We start from the raw sequence: 15766 nt of genomic DNA on the forward strand, positions 1-15766 counted from the left end.
TATTTTTCCACGAGCGGTTTCACGGTATCCGCATCGATATTACCCACGATAAAGAAAGTAAAGTCGCTGATATCCTTAATACGGTCGCGATAAACAGCCTCTATATCCTCGAAATTCACTTTATCCAAGAACGTCAAACTATACGGCATCACGCGCGGGTGGTAATTATTCAGGTTCAACTGGATGGAATCCATCATCGCGTTTTTCGGGTTATTGTCGATATTGGCAATCGCCGAACGATTGCGCTCCATGGCTGCATCAAAAGCCACCTTGTCGAAACGCGGTTTCTCGAACCTCATGTAGATCAATTGCATCAAAGTTTCGAAATGCTCGGGAGAAGTAGACCCGCTTACCGACTCGGAAAATTCCCCGACACTCGCCGCAGCAGATGTACGCTTACCGCTCAATATCTTAGCCAAAGTATTGGCATCATGATTTCCCAGGCCGAAATACTTCACGAACGAGTTCACCATTTTGGCTGAAGGCAATTTATCCAAGTCATACAACGAGGTTCCCCCCTTACTGTAAGAAGTCACGCTTACTTCATCTTTCTGGTAATCGGCTTTGCGAAATACCACTTTCACCCCGTTTTCCAACGTCCATTCCTCGGCATCAAATTGAGGCAACTTTTTCGTTTTCACGATTTTGCTTCCTTCCAATTCTTCATCCAGCAAAGGTACGTCCACCACCTCGTCAACATACGGCTCTATTTCCGAATTATTTACCTTCTCGATTACGGCGACAGCTTCCTCCTGGGTGATATGATTATCGCTTTCAGGTCCTTGCACGGCAATCACCATATTTCCCGGAGTGATGTATCTATTCGCAATCTCAATCAAATCCTCGTTCGTGACGGTTTCGATGATGGTTTTAATAAAATTATACTGGTAATCCATATTCAGCATCGGTTCTCCATTCAAGAAATGTTGCTGCATCTCCCGGATATAAGACTCGGACGGGGTTTTCTCTTGTTGTTGCTTGAAAAAATCCAAAAACATCATTGTATTCCCTTTTCCCCGTTCCAATTCAGTCGGGGTAAAACCGTATCTTCTAGCCCGTTCACTTTCGCGCCAAAGGGCTTCCAAGCCTTTTGCCTCTTCATTCAATTTAGGCGTGACATTCAAGACGAAAGCATCCACGCCCCTCACGATTTTGGCTCCCAACATAATCTTTCCTTCAATATAATCAGCCGTCCCCGCCTGTACCGATTCTTTGATACGTTGTTCCAGCATCGTATTGTAAAGCATCATGACCAAACCGTCTTTCAAGTACTGGTGAGTATTTTTCTGCTCTCTCGTGAGCGCCGGTTTCTTGATAAATACAGCCACGCTGGATTTCGTCAACTCGTTATCCGTCGCACAAACGAATTTCACGTCATCATGAGGTTCCACCACACACACTTCTCTCGGTGCCGGGTTCTCCACAGCCGGGATTTGGGAAAACAAATCTTTCACCTTCCGCTCCATTTCATCCACATCGAAATCCCCGGCAATGGCTATCGCCTGCAAATCGGGGCGGTACCATTTGTGATAATAATCACGCAACGTCTGGTAGTCGAAGTTTTTAATGACATTCAAATCCCCGATCACATCCCGACGGGCATACTTGGAATTATTCAACAACACCGGCATGGTCTTCGCCCGCACGCGGGAATCAGCATTCCGACGCGTTCTCCACTCCTCGGAGATCACGCCTCTTTCCCCGTCAATCTCCTCGTCAACCAAAGTCAGGTAATGCGACCAGTCGTGCAACACGAGCAAACAGGTATCCAGCAAACCGGGATTGATGGTCGGGACATCGTTTATCAAATAAACAGTTTCATCTTGAGCCGTGTAGGCATTCACGTTCCGTCCGAATTGCACCCCGTACTTCTCGAGCATATTGGTAATACCCTTACGCCCCGGGAAATGTTTTGTCCCGTTGAACGCCATGTGTTCCAGGAAGTGAGCCAAACCGTTCTGGTTATCCTCCTCGAGGATGGCTCCCACGTTCTGGATAATATAGAAACTTGCCCGTCCCATCGGCTCCTTGTTATGACGGATGTAATAGGTCATCCCATTAGGCAATTTCCCGACTCTCACGTTCGAGTCCTGGGGAAGCGGGGCCGCCATGTCATACTGGGCAAACAGCCTGGTACTCGCCAGGACGAACAACATACATACAATGAAAAATCTTTTTACCATACAAACTATTTTTTATTAATATCAAATATTACTTTACAGATTTTACCCGACTCGGGACCGCAATTGTAAACCGAAAGGAAGTCTTCATCTTCCATCCCGTTCACTTCAACAACTCTGCTATTTTATCCCTCAGTTCGTCATGCCTTAAACCATTGGAAATAATTCTGTTATTCTCATCCAACAAATAAAAACGAGGTACTCCGCCGACTCCATAAACTTGCGCCGGTTTAGAACGGAACCCGTCTTTCTCCAGCGTCGAACCGTGTATCCACGGAAGCCCGTCTTTCTTTATAGCCTCTGCCCAAAGTTCCCTGCTATCATCCAATGACACGCCGATAATTTCCAACCCCTTGTCATGGAACTCTTTGTATATTTCCACCAACTCCGGATTTCCCGCCCGGCAAGGTTTACACCAGGAAGCCCAAAAATCCACCAGTTTCAATTTTCCTTTCACTTCATGCAGTTTGAAAGAGGTTCCATCCGGAGCTTGCAACGTCAAGTCGGCAGACATCTGCCCCACTTCCGTTCTCTCACGGAAAGCGATTTTGTCGGCGATCAATTTCCCTTTGTCGGACGCTTTCACTCTATCGGACAACCAGCCATATCTTTCTTTCAATTGATCCAGCGTCAACAAGTGCATTTTGCCTCCTAACATATTCATTTCAGCAAATTCGAGATCCGTAAGCCATACACTCCCCCTCAACGTTTTCGGGGCAACCGTTTTTGCCACTAACCAACCGGACATCATCGCATCCGGATTTGCCTTGATTATAACATCCTCTTTTGCCTGTATTTCGGCATAAATAGGAACTAACAAAGCATTCAAAGAATCCGCTTTCTCCGGACAACTCCTCCATGACGCGATCAATTGTTTCTCCAATTCGTTTACCCTGTCACCAAATTCCTTATTGACCGCCACGGCTTGCTGGTACACCAGCCACTCTTTCCCATCACATTTGACCTCGCACTCGTTATTTTCCACATCGACATTCAAGTTGTACACCGAAGTGCTATCCACAAAAAGCAACACGCCATCTTTATAATAGAAGTCATTCGCATCTTTTTTCTGTATCCCGAAATCCAAAAAAGCCGCTTCCAAGTTCTTTACTTTTCCGGTCAATTCAAATTTCCCGTTTTTAATCTCAGCAATAGCCAAAGTATCTCCCAATAATCCGCCATACATTCTTTTCAGCAAGACTTTGCCCGACTCTTTATTAACGGTACCCATCACACGAAATCCGTCCACCTGTTTCCGGCAAGCCCCAAATGCAAGACACACAAACAGAAACAAAAATAATCTTCTCATAAATTTCAATCTTTATCAGTTATAAACCTAATTCTTCCAATTTCAAATCCAGTTCCCCGCGAGGTCCCCCGAAGAAAACCACCTTTCCCTCGGCATCCACGAGAAAATAGGAGGGAATAAACGTGATGTCCAGTGAACTCGCGAGTTCCTGGGTCGAATACAATTGCGTCCACGGCAAATTCTCCTCCTCCAAAGCCTGTAACCAGGCTTTCTTTTCACGATCCCGGGAGATGCCGATAATTTTCAACTTCCCTTGAGAACGCTCGTGTATCTTTTTCAAGTGCGGGAAACTCGCCCGGCACGGTCCGCACCAAGATGCCCAAAAATCAAGCAACGTGTACCCCTCTTTATTCAAGTGCGCTTGCAGCGAAACACGATTCCCGTCAGGTGTTTCCAAATCGGTCACCAGCAAAGGGGTATTCCGCACGAACGCTTTCGCTCTCTCCAGGTATGACCAAAATTCCGCCAACGGGGCATACTCCTCTTGATTTCCCTCGAACAATCGGGCCATCCGGTCCAAGTAAGCCTGATCGTACATGAATTTGTCCCTTTTCAAGTACTCCGTCAGGTAAAGGCGAAGATACATATCCCGCTCTTGCTCTGCCGTTTCCCAGGCAATACGCGCCACTTCCTCCTTCGCTTTTTGCAATTCTCTTGCCACCTCGATATCCTGATTAAAACGGAATTTTTCAGCACACCGGTGCATCGTGTATTTCAATGGTGCCGTTCGTGCCTGGAAACGATAGAAACGATCCTGTAGCGGCGATCCCGTCACCGTATAATTCTTCTCTTTTCGCTCATCGAATCCCACGAAAATAGGAGGCATCGGCAAACTGTCTATATGAGGCGTGGAAAACTCCAACTCTCCATTTTCCAAGAAAAAGCAAATTTCCTGGCAATGGAATTTTTTCCCTTTCTTTTTAGCGATATCCCCGTCATCCATGTTCAACTTGTAGCAAGTAGGCACAGGGCACTTCCCGCACAATTCGAACTTTTCCCCGACAATATACCCCGAGACCTGTTCGTTCTCGTCTACCGTGGAGGTCAATTTCACCACTGTACTGTCCAAAGCGCCAGGGACACTTCCCCACAACACGAACCCGTCTTGCCAAGGACCGGTACAAACGGCTGTACCCAACAATATCAATAAACTTACTAATTTCATATCTCAAATTATTTCTTTAAATTCCGAGTAACGATTTCAAATACACTTCCATCTCCCCCGCCCGGGAAGCCCGCCACACGATTTTTCCCTCGGGTGACACCAAAAATAAAGTGGGTATCGAAGTTATCTTGTAGCATTGCTGCATCAAATTCACCAATTCCCCTCTATCCCGCAACTGCACCCATGGCATATTTTCCTCTTTCACGGCTTGCATCCAAGCATCCTCCCGATCGCTGAGGGCTATACTGGCAAATTTTATACGTTTCCCGTAACGTTCGTGCAAAGCTTTCACCGCGGGCAATCCCGCCCGGCAAGCCCCACACCACGATGCCCAAAAATCAAGTAACGTGTATCCTTCTTTATTCAAACAATCGAGCAAGCGTACCTCCTTGCCTTCAGGCGTTAACAATCCGGCATCTTCCAACTCCCTGCCCGTCGCAAGATTTTTCGCCACCCGCAAATATTCCCGAAAATCCCGAAGTTGCGCACAAGTATCTTGATATGATACAAATGCCTGTTCCCAAGCTTCCACGCAGGTCACATCGTAAGTCAAAGGTCTTCTCTTCAATTGTTCCGCCACGTACAAATTCACGGGCAGGCACTGCTGGCTTTTAATAAATTCCAGGGCTACCCGATCCAGTTCATCCTGCCGCTGAAAAAGTTCTTCGTAATCCTCCACACTTTGCGACTCCTTACTTTTTTTCTTCAACCGTTCAATTTCGCACCGGTACGGGAGCGATTGTTGCTGATAACGATAGAACGCATCCTGTGCCACCGAACCTTTCAGCGTGTAATTTCTTTCTTTAAGATCGTCACCCCCGTATCCTGCCGGCAAGCTGTCGATATGCGGGGTTTCAAACGCCAGATTCCCATTCTCGATAAAAAAATAAAGATCCTTATACGTGATATCTTTCCGCGTTCCCCTGACAAGCACGTGGTCGTCCGCACGCAACAAGCAAAGCGTTGCCTCCTTCACCGCTCCCTGGATTTCGAATTTCCCGTCCTTGACATACCCGGAAAAAGACTTGAAGTTACTTTTAGGATACAAGGTCACCCGCGTACTATCCTTTGCCCCGGGAATATGTCCCCGAAACACGAAATGATCTGTCGGAGTTTGGCAACAAGCCATACTTCCCAGCAATAATATTGGGATAAAACGTTTCATAAATAAAGATTTAGGCTAAAATTATATATACCTCCCTCCCACGGGAGGGAGGTATATGGATCGTCAATTACACGGGAGATAGACCTCCCGCCGCTTTACTTGATATTATTTGCTTTTTCAGCTCTTTTTGCCAGTTCTGCTGCAATTAGCTTTCCATATTTCGTGGCTTTTCCTTTATCGGAAAGCAAATCATATCTTTTTTGCACATAGCTCTGAAGGTAATTTCCAATTCCCTCCGTAGCAATATAGGCTGCAGCTGCAGAATCTCCGTGCTCCTTGATAAATTTATGCATAGCTTCCTGTTCTGCTTTACGCGCTTCGTCCATTTCTGCTTGAACTTTACTCAGTTCCTCACGATTTTTCGACTGCATCAACCTCGGGGAAATTTCCATCATTTTCTGGGTATACGGGGCGATGGTTTCCTGATACTTGTTCAAGATCGCTTGTTGCTCCCCACCCTGAATTTTTGTATTATTATACTGAACTACATCTATTTGCATTATAGTAGTCACCTTATTTTCCAAAAATACACGAAATCCATTCGGACAACCTTTCACGGAAACGACATACACGGTCGGTTCCTCTACTGTTCCTGTAAACTCGAATTTTCCACCTTTGATTTCCGTACGCCCGAGCGTGTCGGCTTTACCTTTCTCTATCAAGATAAAATAGGCTTCGCCTTCCGGAACCCCGGCTACAGTTCCATCAATTTTATACCCTTTCTGCGCGTTACAGAAAAACATCGCCAAAGCGGCAACCATTGTCAATACAAACTTTCTCATTTCAACTTTTACCTTTTAATTATACAATATGATTTACATCCAACATTTATCGCTTCACATGAAATGTCTTTTCGAAAAGCTCCACGTATTCCAGCATCATCTCGAACTTGCGTAACACTTTATCGTATGCGGCATACTCCGTCCGGAACTCATTTTCCCGTCCGCGATAAGCATAAACACGAGCCACGTATTCCCGTACATCCTGCTCCTGTGTCATAGTGCCTCGCTTTTGTGTTTTTATTGTTTGTCCCCAAACCGTTGACTCTACGATAGGTCCCACCACCTGCCAATCGAACATACCCGCATCCGCCAACAAATCGAGCGGGTTCGCTTCCGACGGGGCTATAAAAGTGTTATAATTGATTACGCCCCAAACCGGATTTACCGACTCCAAGGTAATGTTATACCAATCCGTCAAATCGATATTCCCCGCCAACATCCAAGTGGCAATCTTGGAAGCGATAATCCGTCCGCACCATATGTCCTTATCCTCCTTTTCCCAGTTTCCCATTTGCACGACCACTCCTTTCTGTGCCACGTAAACAGGGAGTGTCGTCGGGTAATAAGTGGCACCCATCCAACTAGCTTCTACACACGTGTGACAAATCGAATCCACTAAAAAATAAGATTTTGCACGAGCGTTTCCCGCCTCGGGAATATACGGAAGCACCTTGTCCCGAATCAACTCCGCTGCCTCGATCATCTTTGCCGTGTCGGCACTTTGCACGAGGCGTGTCAAAACCGTTCCCTCTTCATTTTTATAATCACCGAACATCTGATAAAGGAAATCCAACTTCTCCACACGCATGATCGGGTTACCCGCCGCATCATAAGCATACACCTCCTCGCCGATGGTATCGTTCACGAAAATAGGTATTCCCGTATCCTTATAAATCCGGTACACCAACTGATTGAATTCGCCCGGTTTGTCCTCGATCGCAAAAAAGTCCCGATCCTTGCCGGAAGGAGTATCAATCTCCTCGTCGTCCTTGTTGCAGGCAGCGAATGCCAGCATTCCCAAAACCGTATATAATAAACCTTTTTTAAACATCATACCTTTATATTTATACTGATTATTCTTTTTTATCCTCGGCACCTGCCATCTCCCGTTCCGGGCGATCCGGGTTCTCGAGCGCTCCCTCCCCGAAAGTAATCTGATTCTCGGGGAAAGGCATAATCCATCCCTCGTCCTCGCCGTAGGGCTTCAACACGTAATGTCCTGCCACATTTCCTCCGGTATTAAGACCGCTATACGAGTAAACCGTGTGAACGATTTGCCGCTTATCGGGATATTTCGTGTTCACGGCATAACGGCGCAGATCCGGCCAACGGTGTCCCTCGAAACAAAGTTCCCGGCGACGTTCGGAGCGAATAAATTCCACCAATTCCTTCTCTCCCAAAGCAGCAACCTCCGGCAACTGCCCCGCGGCATAACGAGTTGCCAGCAAAGGCTGTAAAGTGGAAACGGCTCCCGCCAAATCTCCTTTCATGGCTTGTGCTTCCGCCTTGTTCAGATATACCTCCACGGTACGAAGAAGAAAAGTTTCAAATACTTTACGCTGCGGAGTAGTGACATTCTTAATGCTACCTTCAGCATCACCATACATATTTTTCACCACGGCATAGCGCCCAACAGCCGTACTATGACGTTGCAAGTAACGTTCCAAACGCAAGTCTCCCGGGTATTTTTGGTACTCCTCCACCAAATCCGGAGAAGCTGCATACTGCGCATCACCAGAACCCCATATATCAAACCTTCCGGGATGGAACATATCTCGAAGGTCTGCATTCCCCATCGTGAATATGATTTCCGGATTAGACTCTGCATAAAGATAATCCCTGTCAAAAAAATGCTTCGCGGAGGTTCCTGTGAAATACGTGTTCAAATCCGACAACGGGCACCCCAACACCAAAGCGGAATCACATTGTGCAATCACCCTGTCGTAGTTCTCCATGTACAGATATACCCGGCTCAACAAAGTACGTGCAGCCAATTGATTTGCCCGATAATAATTCTTTTGAACCACCCCGCGCAAATTTTCGCAAGCCTGTTCCAGATCGCTCACGATAGAGGAGTACACTTCACCCACTGTTGCCCGTGAAAACTTTGCGTCCGTCACCCACTCGTACAACTTCAACGGCACACTCGGATCGGCACCCTCATTTTTCACATCATAAGCCCAACCATACAGATTACTCAACAACAAATAATAAGCTCCCCGCAAGAACTGCCCTTCTCCCGTCACCCTCACGCGATCCTCGATCGGATCATTGGGGAATTCATCCACGTAATTGATAATCGTGTTCACGTAAGCCACGTGAGCGTACAACTGTTTCACCGTGACATCCTCCACGGGCGTGTAAGCAGTATTCGACCGACGGAAAGGATCTTTTTGCCAAGTAGCGGCTTCCCGGTAACTGACAATCGGACAATCATTCATCACGAATTCAGCCGTAGCCACGATCAATTCTTCGGCATCGTCATCCAACAAGAAGAGCCAAGGATAATAGGTATTTTTACTATTCATATACCCATTCCCGATCAACACCTCATCCAAATCGGAAGTCGAAGCGGCATACACCTGATCCTTGGAATAGACTTCCAGAAAATCGCCACACCCGGAACCCAACAACGCCAGGCATAACACCACCATCCATGTACTAAAAAGTTTACCCTTCATATTTTTCATCTTAGAATGTTACATTTAACGTTAATGAATAAGTCGGACGTACCGATATATTAATCAATTGCGTGCTACCAGATTGCGACGGATCCTGCCCTTTCAATTTTTTATTGCAGATCGTGAACAGATTGGTCCCGCTGACGGAAACGTAAGCCGATTGCATATAAAGGTATTTACAGATCCGGTCGGGCACCACGTATCGCAACTGGATACTGGACAACTTCAAGTAATCGCCCGACGCCACGCGCAAATCCGAATAATCGTACATGGTCCAATAATTTTGTCCCGTGCTGTGAGGATAACCGGACCACAAATTCGTAGACATTGCACGATAGTCGTCACCACCCATGATGCCCGGGATCGTCGTGTATTTCTCGTCACCCGGCACACGCCAACGTTTCACCCAATCGCGGCGCATGTTTTTCTCGGGAGCCGGGATGGAACCATTATCATTGTACATCCGGAATAAACGGACTTTAGCACCGATGCTGTACGCTAAATTGAAGGACAACACCCAATTGTTGTACTCAAACGTGTTGGAAATACTCCCCTGCAAGAAAGGTTCCCTGCAACCGGTATGGGACAGTACCGTAGACATCCACACGTCCTCTTTATCCATTTCCTTGTACTTTTCATGGAGATTGTTTCCCTCCTCGTCGAAATTCTCGGTACCATAAAATTCCGGAGCCCCCGTGTCATGGTTCAATCCTTTGAAACGATAACTGTAGAACGTGTTCATGGGACGGCCTGCCACCTGAATCCGACCGTTCAAGTAATCCTCCACTCTCACCTCGTTATCCTGCAATATCTTATCCTTCGGCTTCACTTTATCCAGCAACTGGTTGAAAACGGATCCGAAATTCGGGTCAAACCGCCAACGGAATCCACGACGCTCGCCCGATGCAGACAGAGCCGAATTGGCTTTATTAATCATATTGTTGATCGGGGTGAACGAGAAATCGAACTCGAATCCTTGGTTGATTAACGTACCGGCATTCACCGTGTAATTTTCCGTCCCGTTGAAAAGAGCCACAGTCTTCTGCATAAAGGCATCGCTCGTGTGACGATAGTAATACCCAAAATTACCTGTTAATTTATGATTGAACAAGGAAAACTCTATACTTCCGTTAAAGTTGACCGTCTTCTCCCAACTCAAGAGAGGATTGGGAAAATTCTTGATCGAGGATTGGTATTCCCCGAAGAAAGTATTGGTTCCACCTTTCGTGATAATCAACCTCGGTGACTCCGTTTCGGACATATTTCCCTGGTAACCGAAAGAGAGTTTCAAAGCAAAGGTATTGACCCAACTTAAGCCATACAGCAAATTCTCGTGCATATTCCAACGACCGGAAACTGACCAAATCGGCAAGAACTTCTCGTTGCTTCGGTCCCCGAATTTATTCGACCAATCCATACGCATATTACCGTTCAGAACGTAAGTATTTCTCCACGCCCAAGACACCGAAACTATCGCCCCGGTTTTCCGGGTCAGGTCATCCTGCAAACGCCCCCGGGCCTCCTCGGAATGTAACCATTCGTCAAATGCAGTATATTTATTCTTTTCCCAATTGTCAAAAATCATTCCTCGATCCGCAAGATAATTCCTCCGGGTAATACTGAATCCGGAATACTTGGAAGAACTCAATTCCCCGATTAAAGATGCCGACAAACTTTGGTCGTCATTCAATGCCTTGTTCCAGGTCAACGTACCTCGAAGAGAATAAGTTTCACTCGTCGTATTTGCCAATTTCAATTCACCCCCGGTAATACAAGTTGTATTCTTAGGATTTTGTTCCCCATCTTTATACACAGCCGTCGGTCCTGCATTCTTTACAATCGCCCTCATTTTTTGGATGTAATTTGACTCCTCTCCATACCAAGTATCGTCCTCCGTATGGGAAACGTTGTACGAAAAGTTTACATCCGCCTTTAACGAGGGGATGATACGATATCCCAACGAAACTTGCATCCCGATCTGGTCCGTGTTGATGTGGTTCCAAGAATTTTTCATCTCGTTGATGATATTGAAATCAGACCTAACACCCCCTCCCGGATCCGTGTCATAAAAAAGCAAATCGCCATCTTCCGTGTAGGCAGGAATAGAGCGGGAAGTATTGTAAGCATAATCGGCAACCCCCACATCTTTCGGCGTGTACTCCTTTTTCTGCAAGTTCCCGTTTAAACCGAAACGGATATCCCATTTATTGTAAGACAGGTTCAAATTGACCATCGCCGTGTAGCGTTTGTTTACTTCCCCCCGTATATTTCCTTTCTCATCCATATACCCGACAGAAGAGTAATAACGCATATTTTCTGATCCCCCGGAAATACTCAGGGTATGGTTGTGCGAATAGGTATCTTGCAAAAGCAACCCCAACCAGTCGGTATTCGCCGTTTCCATTTCTGCCACCCGCTTCTCGAACTCGGCATGAGTGATCACGTTATCCAAATAATCGGAATAAGCCGCTTCGTAACCGACCCAAGCACCCAACGTCGGCACCTTCCACCCGGCTTTCAACGTTTCACGCGAATAATCGATACGCTCCATAGAGTTCATCACGTTCACCGCCCGATCGGTATAGCGCGGACGCTGGCGGAAAGTACCGGTCAAACCATAGGAAATAGCGGGCTTACCGACTTTACCTTTTTTCGTGGTGATGACAATCACCCCGTTGGAAGCCTGCGGTCCGTAAATCGCCGTGGCGGATGCATCCTTCAACACGTCGATCTGATCAATGTCACTCGGGTTCAAACCGGAAATGGCATTACCCAACAAATTCACGTAGTCCAAGCTGTTGATTTCCTGCGGATCGATATTTACAGGATCTTGCAAGATAACCCCATCCAGCACGTAAAGCGGCTGTGTGGAACCCAGAATCGTGGTTGTACCCCGTATCTTAATTTTCGGAGTGGCACCCACCTGTCCCGTGTTTTGCATGAAAATCATCCCCGGCACCCGACCTTCCAGCATCTGGTCCAGCGTGCTGACACCCGGTTGCATGATTTCGTCCATCTTCAAGGAAGTAATGGCACTGGTGGATTTCCGCTTGTCCATGTTGTAATATCCTAGGGACACCACCTCTTCCAATTCTTCCAAATCCTCTTCGAGGGTGATGCGCAAAGTATCGGTTTGTGCATTGAAAGGCACTGTCTGTTTTTTAAAACCGATAAATGTAAACTCCAAAGAACCTTCCGTTATCGGTAAATCCAAAGCGAACCATCCTTGAACGTTGGTTGTCGTTCCCAAAGCCACTCCCGTTACCTTTACCGTTACTCCCGGCATCGGCGCTTTTTGTGGATCATACACGAATCCTTTAATTCGCACAGATTTTTTTTCCGGTGCAGTTGACGACACTGGTTTAATAATCACCATTTGATCGACATATTCCCACACGAATCGATCGCCCAACACCCGTCGCAAGACATCATCTATTTTTGCATTTTTCACGTCAAGCGAAATGGCTTGGTTCACATCCACCTCGTTAAAACTGTAAAAGAAATCCAATTGTGTCTGTCGTTTCAGTTCGGTAATCACTTTCGTGAAGGTCACCCCATTAACTTTCAATGTTACCATCTGATCTTGTGCCCTCACAGATGCCGAAAGCGAAAAGACAATACCACACATTAACAAAAATGTCAATTTCATAATCATTAAAATTTTCGCACATGTTTTTTTTAGCGAGAACCACGTGCCCGTTCGATTTTTTTTCATAGTTTTGTGATAAGAGTTAAACATACATCCTCAGGGATCGCAAATTTCTCAGGATGTTTTCTTTTATCCCGGGAATTGTTTGCCACAATCCCCGGTTTTTTATATCTATTTATTCAATTCTGATACAATAACCGTTCTACCGTTCACGTTGAATTTCACCCGAGTAGTTTTCTCGATAATCGAGAATATCTCGTTAGCCGTATATTCCTTCTTGATTACCCCGGCAAAAACGAAATGTTTCACCTGTTCGGAGGCAAAGAAGAAATCAATATCGTACCACCGTCGCAATTGTTCTGAAATCTCTTCCAACGTCGCACCTTCCTCGAAATAGAATTTTCCGTCCACCCATGCCGATATGGCAGCAGCATTCACTTCACGGGTCGAAAGTTCCCCTTCCGTCCACACGGCTTGCTGTCCGGGCGCAAGAATAGCGAATGTTCCGTCCTGCCGATCACTTACCTGTACTTTTCCAGATACCAATGTCGTACGTATCGCCCGTTCCGACGTGTAAGCATTCACGTTAAACCGAGTTCCCAATACACGAACGTCCATCCCCCTCGCCTCCACGATAAAGGGTTTCACTGTATCACGTGCCACTTCGAAAAAAGCTTCCCCCTTGAGATACACTTTACGCTCTTCCCCAGCAAAAAGTGTAGGGAAGCGTAGTTCCGAGTCCGAATTTAAATAGACTTTAGTTCCATCTGCCAGCATCAATTGGTATTCTCCTTTACGCGGGACGACAATCGTGTTGTATTCCACCTTAACTGGCAACCCTCCCGTTTGCTCGTAGGTAACACCCCGGGAGGAATCCAACCGGATACGTACACCAGCCTTATCCAACAAGGTATCTTTTGCCACCGACGTCAAATCAATCCGTTCCCCCTGCGCCATAATCAACACAGCTTGAGATTTGCCAGCTCCCAATACCGGGATTTGCGCCACAGGTGTTTCTTTTATCTCCCGCAATGAGAGCCATATCGTGCCACTCACGAATAACGGGATCATTACCGCGGCAACCCAACGCCACATCATTGCCATCCGACGCCGATTCTGACCTTCTCCCCGGTATCCCTCGATAACACGCCACATTTTCTCCCGGTCGAACGCCACATCACTTCGCTCCATCATCCCCACTTCTCGCAACACGCCCCGCACCCTCGCGAAATCCGCATCCTGCCAAATTTTCCGCCATCCGGCATCCCCAGGCTTCACTCTCCCCTCTAGCACCGCTCGTAACCATTCTTTTTCGTCTTTTATACTCATAATTTCTCTATTTTCTACCATCTAAGCGAGAAGGGGTGAAAAAAGGGTGAAAAGAAAATGAGATTTTTTTCAAAAATTGAAAAAAATCTCATCCCATATTATTTCAACCACAGTTGTTTCAAGCGCTGTTGCAAAAAAACGCCTACATATCCTTCAATGAGAAGAATTTCGTTTCAATGGAATATTTCGCCATTTCCTTTTGCTTCACGTGTTCCACTTTCTCCATGAACAACTTATGATTATAGTTATTCACATTTCGTTTCACCTCTGCCACCAATGCCTCGTTGCCTCGTGCCCGTAAAGCGATAATATCAATCTCAAAAGCCTCTATTTTCTGTTTACCGGACATACTTTTCATTTCCCACCACGAGCCGATTTCTTTGAAACCTCCGGCTTCCACAAGTTTTTGCCTGAAATACTTTTCCAATACCCGTCCGGAATAAGTCGGATAATCAGCCTGCGCCAAGTGATACAAATCATCAAAATTTTGTAATTCGACATAGGAACGATTACCCTCTATATATTTGAACCAGAAACTCAAAAAATTATCTATTATAATATAGCGAACATTTTTTTTACTACCCGGCTTCGCGAAAATAGGACGTTCACGCGTGATCAAATGATAAACATTTTCCAGTTTATTCAAATGTCCCCCGATGGCAATTCCACCCAAACGAGCTTCAATCTCGCCCTGCGTGTAATACCCGTTAGCCAATTCTTGGAGTATAGAAAAATATGTCCCGTAATTCTTCCCAAATTCCGTGATTAACAAATTCCGACCCTCATCTAAAAAAGGCGACATTTCAGAGAAAACAAACCGATACATCTTCTCGACAGTCAATCGATCGTTATCACAAAACAACTCCACGTATTTAGGGACTCCCCCGGTAATCGTGTACAGAGCAAGCAAATCATCGTTACTATAACCGGGAGCGTATTCTTCCATAATCTGTTTCAAAACTTCTACTTTGAACGGACGCAACTGTAAGATATTATCCGCCCGCCCGAACAGGGGTTCACTATGATCCGTGAATATCTTCTGCATCAAAGAAAAAACGGAACCACAAATGACCAGATTTACACGTGTATCCTGCCGATATGAATCCCACAAATTTTGCAAATCACTGAAAACTGTTTCATTAATATTATAGAACTCTTGAAATTCATCTATCACGAGATTGAAGGAACGTGTTTTACCCAATTCAAAAAGATATTGCATCAAATTTGAAAACGAAATCATCCCTTCCGGTACAAACACGGATAACACTTCACGCACATGTCCCGCAAATTCGGAAACCAAAACACTTTCCGACTTCCGACCGACAAAGAAATAAAGCGTCACAGAACCATCATCCTGAAATGCCTGCTTTATCAAACTAGTCTTCCCGATACGCCTCCGCCCTGTTACAACAAGCATTCGGGAATTTCGCGTGAAAGCAAGTCCCTGCACCCGCTTCAATTCTTCAATTTCCTTTTCTCGATTATAAAACTTCATACGAACTAAAA

General features: G+C 45.9%; 10 protein-coding genes. All 10 read right to left on the reverse strand.

What is annotated here, in order from left to right:
- A partial coding sequence (locus BN8899_RS06135; RefSeq protein ID WP_065218757.1) for an insulinase family protein occupies positions 1 to 2183 on the reverse strand: 2183 nt, incomplete at its 3' end.
- Positions 2184 to 2283: 100 nt separating this feature from the next.
- A complete protein-coding gene (locus tag BN8899_RS06140; RefSeq protein WP_065218758.1) occupies positions 2284 to 3489 on the reverse strand; it encodes a TlpA family protein disulfide reductase in 1206 nt (401 codons plus the stop codon).
- Between the two features lie 19 nt (positions 3490 to 3508).
- The gene (locus BN8899_RS06145) at positions 3509 to 4654 is read right to left on the reverse strand and encodes a TlpA disulfide reductase family protein (protein ID WP_065218759.1); all 1146 of its coding nucleotides are present in this window, start codon (positions 4652 to 4654) and stop codon (positions 3509 to 3511) included.
- 16 nt (positions 4655 to 4670) lie between these two features.
- Positions 4671 to 5819, reverse strand: coding sequence for a TlpA disulfide reductase family protein (locus BN8899_RS06150; protein WP_065218760.1), 1149 nt, complete (start codon positions 5817 to 5819; stop codon positions 4671 to 4673).
- 95 nt (positions 5820 to 5914) lie between these two features.
- Positions 5915 to 6601, reverse strand: a complete 687-nt coding sequence (locus BN8899_RS06155; RefSeq protein WP_065218761.1) for a DUF4369 domain-containing protein — start codon at positions 6599 to 6601, stop codon at positions 5915 to 5917.
- Positions 6602 to 6647: 46 nt separating this feature from the next.
- A complete protein-coding gene (locus BN8899_RS06160; protein ID WP_065218762.1) occupies positions 6648 to 7655 on the reverse strand; it encodes a hypothetical protein in 1008 nt (335 codons plus the stop codon).
- Positions 7656 to 7674: 19 nt separating this feature from the next.
- Positions 7675 to 9291, reverse strand: a complete 1617-nt coding sequence (locus BN8899_RS06165) for a RagB/SusD family nutrient uptake outer membrane protein (protein ID WP_065218763.1) — start codon at positions 9289 to 9291, stop codon at positions 7675 to 7677.
- Position 9292: 1 nt separating this feature from the next.
- Positions 9293 to 12931, reverse strand: a complete 3639-nt coding sequence (locus BN8899_RS06170) for a SusC/RagA family TonB-linked outer membrane protein (RefSeq protein WP_187376787.1) — start codon at positions 12929 to 12931, stop codon at positions 9293 to 9295.
- A gap of 171 nt (positions 12932 to 13102) precedes the next feature.
- Entirely contained in the window at positions 13103 to 14260 is a 1158-nt protein-coding gene (locus BN8899_RS06175) for a FecR family protein (protein WP_065218764.1), read from the reverse strand.
- 142 nt (positions 14261 to 14402) lie between these two features.
- Positions 14403 to 15755 carry an ATP-binding protein gene (locus BN8899_RS06180; RefSeq protein WP_065218765.1) on the reverse strand — a complete coding sequence of 451 codons (1353 nt, stop codon included), beginning with the start codon at positions 15753 to 15755 and terminating at the stop codon, positions 14403 to 14405.
- Positions 15756 to 15766 lie beyond the last annotated feature (11 nt).

The sequence above is a fragment of the Butyricimonas sp. Marseille-P2440 genome, assembly GCF_900091675.1.
Taxonomy (GTDB): Bacteria; Bacteroidota; Bacteroidia; order Bacteroidales; family Marinifilaceae; genus Butyricimonas; species Butyricimonas synergistica.